This window comes from Enterobacter sp. 22499, assembly GCF_052044815.1.
GTDB lineage: Bacteria > Pseudomonadota > Gammaproteobacteria > Enterobacterales > Enterobacteriaceae > Enterobacter > Enterobacter bugandensis.
Map to the genome: position 1 here is coordinate 1 of NZ_JBQENR010000016.1, position 3,324 is coordinate 3,324.

2 protein-coding genes are annotated in these 3,324 nt (G+C 57.0%); one reads left to right on the plus strand and one right to left on the minus strand.

The window, feature by feature from the left end:
* Window positions 1–445: 445 nt before the first annotated feature.
* Complete coding sequence (gene pckA / locus ACTJI7_RS22770) at window positions 446–2,065, plus strand: phosphoenolpyruvate carboxykinase (ATP) (RefSeq protein WP_440671042.1); 1,620 nt, start codon at window positions 446–448, stop codon at window positions 2,063–2,065.
* A 113-nt stretch (window positions 2,066–2,178) separates the two neighbouring features.
* Here the strand turns inward: pckA and ACTJI7_RS22775 are convergent, their stop codons facing one another.
* Window positions 2,179–3,321, minus strand: a complete 1,143-nt coding sequence (locus ACTJI7_RS22775; protein ID WP_028013617.1) for an IS481 family transposase — start codon at window positions 3,319–3,321, stop codon at window positions 2,179–2,181.
* Window positions 3,322–3,324: the final 3 nt, after the last annotated feature.

Below are 3,324 nucleotides of genomic sequence, written 5' to 3' on the forward strand. Positions count from 1 at the left end.
ATGGTATCTCTCGCATCCCAGGGCATAAGCGACTCCATAAACGGGTTCTTATGCCTCAGTTGTAAGTGTCTACCATGTCCCCGAACAAGTGTTCACTATGTCCCCGGACCGTACACCCTTTGCGGAGAGGGTTAGGGTGAGGGGCAAAAATCTCCCGAAAGCTGAATCGTTTTCCCTGTGTAACTCTTACGTAATTTTCTTACATGTATGCGATTACATTCACATTCTCTCCGATAAAATCACCACCTCTTAACCTTTTCGGAACATTTTCCCCAACCAAAAAGCGATTCCTGCGATAATCCGCCTGCACTGTGACTGGAGTCGCAGCGTTTTCCGTTAGTAAGGGTTTTATCCAGATGCACAAATCTATGAGCCCCGTCGCGGTTAACATCCCCAGAAAAACCCTACAATTTCAGGCAGTACATATTGGCTAAGGAGCAGTGATATGCGTGTTACTGGTTTAACCCCGCAAGATCTCAAGGCTTATGGTATTCACGACGTCCAGGAAGTGGTCTACAACCCCGATTACGATACGCTGTATCAGGAAGAGCTCAATCCAGCACTGGAAGGATACGAGCGCGGTGTGTTGACGAACCTTGGTGCTATCGCCGTCGATACCGGTATCTTTACCGGTCGTTCGCCGAAAGATAAGTATATCGTCCGAGACGAAACTACCCGCGATACGCTGTGGTGGGCTGACAAGGGCAAAGGGAAGAACGACAACAAACCGCTCTCCCCGGAAACCTGGCAGCATCTGAAAGGGCTCGTCACCCATCAACTTTCCGGTAAGCGTCTGTTCATTGTCGACGCTTTCTGCGGCGCTAACGCCGACCCCCGCCTTTCCGTGCGTTTCATTACCGAAGTGGCCTGGCAGGCGCATTTCGTTAAGAATATGTTTATTCGTCCGACCGACGAAGAGCTGCAGGACTTCACACCTGACTTCATCGTGATGAACGGTGCGAAATGCACTAACCCACAGTGGAAAGAGCAGGGTCTGAACTCCGAAAACTTCATTGCCTTCAACCTGACCGAACGTATTCAGCTGATCGGCGGTACCTGGTATGGCGGCGAAATGAAGAAAGGGATGTTCTCGGTCATGAACTACCTGCTGCCGCTGCGCGGTATTGCCTCTATGCACTGCTCGGCGAACGTCGGCGAGAAAGGCGACGTAGCGGTGTTCTTCGGTCTTTCCGGCACCGGGAAAACCACGCTCTCCACCGATCCAAAACGCCGTCTGATTGGCGATGACGAACACGGCTGGGACGATGACGGGGTGTTTAACTTCGAAGGCGGTTGCTACGCGAAGACCATTCGCCTGTCTGAAGAGGCCGAGCCGGATATCTTTCACGCGATCCGCCGCGACGCGCTGCTGGAAAACGTCACCGTGCGTGCCGACGGCTCTATCGACTTCGACGATGCGTCAAAAACCGAAAACACCCGCGTCTCTTACCCGATCTACCACATCGACAACATCGTGAAGCCAGTGTCAAAAGCGGGCCATGCCACGAAGGTGATTTTCCTGACGGCGGATGCGTTCGGCGTGCTGCCACCGGTTTCCCGCCTGACCGCCAGCCAGACGCAGTACCACTTCCTCTCTGGCTTTACCGCCAAGCTGGCGGGTACCGAGCGTGGCGTCACGGAGCCAACCCCAACCTTCTCCGCCTGCTTCGGTGCAGCCTTCCTGTCGCTTCACCCGACGCAGTACGCTGAGGTGCTGGTGAAACGCATGCAGGCATCCGGCGCGCAGGCCTACCTGGTGAATACCGGCTGGAACGGTACCGGCAAACGTATCTCCATCAAAGATACCCGCGCCATTATCGACGCCATTCTGGATGGTTCTCTGGATAACGCTGAAACCTTCACGCTGCCGATGTTCGATCTGGCCATTCCGACGGAACTGCCGGGTGTGGACACGCGTATCCTCGACCCGCGCAATACCTACGGATCGCCGGAACAGTGGCGCGAGAAGGCGGAATCGCTGGCGAAGCTGTTTATTGAGAACTTCGAGAAGTATACCGATACCCCGGCGGGTGCTGCGCTGGTGAGCGCGGGTCCGAAGCTGTAGGTAAAAGCAAAAAGGCAACGAAAGTTGCCTTTTTTAATGTTTTCTCCCTCTCCCACAGGGTGTACAGTCCGGGGACATGGTAGACAGGTGTTCGGGGACATGGTGAACACTTTTTAACATCCTTTACCCATGGTGATCGACTTTTTCTTCAGGTCGATCACCCCCACTTTCGTGCTGTACCACCACACTTCATAGCAGCCGTCATCCTGCGTCTCCCTCAGCCCGACCCGTTCTCCCCTGAACGCCTTGCCTGCGCTCAGACTGACACCCTGTATGCTCAGCTTTCCGCTGACATCCACTTTCCTGACCTTCACCCCTTCATCGTACTCAGGTGGCGTTACGCTGCCGCTGTACTGCCGGGCAGACGGCTGATAACGCGAGGCCGGTACCGCCATATCCAGCGCCTCGTGCGGGCGTTCAAGGTTGTACACCGTGCGCCAGTGATCGAAAGCGCGTTGCAGCTCTCCGCTGTCCGCGAACCATTTTCCCTGCAGCACTTCCGCCTTCAGGCTGCGGTGAAAACGCTCCAGCTTGCCCTGCGTCTGCGGATGATAAGGCCGGGAGTGCCCCACCCGGATACCGTGGCGCATCAGCCACAGCTCCAGCGCCGTCCAGGTGCCGGTGGTGTCGCCCCACGGTGAGCCGTTGTCCATCGTCATCCTGTCCGGCAGGCCGTAGCGTTCAAACGCGCTGACCAGCTGCTGCTGCACGGTCTCGCGCCGTTCATCGGTACAGTGCGCCAGGCACAGGGAAAAACGGGAGTGGTCGTCCAGCAGGGTGAGCGGATGGCAGCGGCCACCGCCAAAGGGAAAGTGGCCCTTAAAATCCATCTGCCAGAGCCGGTTCGGCGCGTCATGTTCGAAGCGTCCCGTAGCCGGAACGCCCGGTGATGCGCCCGGCAGCAGACCGTGACGGGCCATCAGATTATGGACGGTGCTGAAGGCGGGCATACGGTGCCCCTGGTCTTCAAGCCAGCGCTTAATCTTGCGGGCGCCCCAGCGTTGATGACGGTCATGCGCCATGCGCAGCAGGGCCGTGATGTCGTCAGATGAGCGGTTCGGGGAATGATGAGGTGCGCGGGAGCGGTCCTGAAGACCGGAGGCACCTTCCTCAGCCCAGCGCTGAAGCCACTTGTAGCCGGTGGCAGGAGAAATGCCGAACTGACGGCAGAGGAAACGGATGTTCGCCCCGTCCTGCGAGGCGAACAGCACAAACTCGGTACGTAATGACATGGTATCTCTCGCATCCCAGGGCATAAG